Origin of the sequence: Streptomyces sp. NRRL S-31 (assembly GCF_000718775.1) — a bacterium.
GTDB lineage: Bacteria > Actinomycetota > Actinomycetes > Streptomycetales > Streptomycetaceae > Streptomyces.
The window spans coordinates 1-228 of the sequence record NZ_JOCB01000305.1; the positions used below are offsets into that span (position 1 = coordinate 1).

Below are 228 nucleotides of genomic sequence, written 5' to 3' on the forward strand. Positions count from 1 at the left end.
GTGGAAGGTGAGGGTGTCGAGGGTGGTGCGGAAGTCCTCGAGCATGGGGTCCATGAGGGGGGAGTGGAAGGCGTGGGAGACGGTGAGTTGTTTGGTGCGCAGTCCGGCGTCGGTGGCGCGTTGGGCGACGGCGGTGATGGATGCTTCGGTGCCGGAGAGGACGATGCTGGTGGGGCCGTTGACGGCGGCGATGGTGACGTCGTCGGTGTCGAGGTAGTGCTGGATGTC

Annotated in this window: 1 protein-coding gene; it reads right to left on the bottom strand. The window is 66.2% G+C overall.

Annotation, left to right across the window (positions count from 1 at the left end):
• Positions 1-228, bottom strand: a 228-nt coding sequence (locus IF37_RS40575) for an acyltransferase domain-containing protein (protein WP_037858580.1), incomplete at both ends; no start/stop codon positions are given.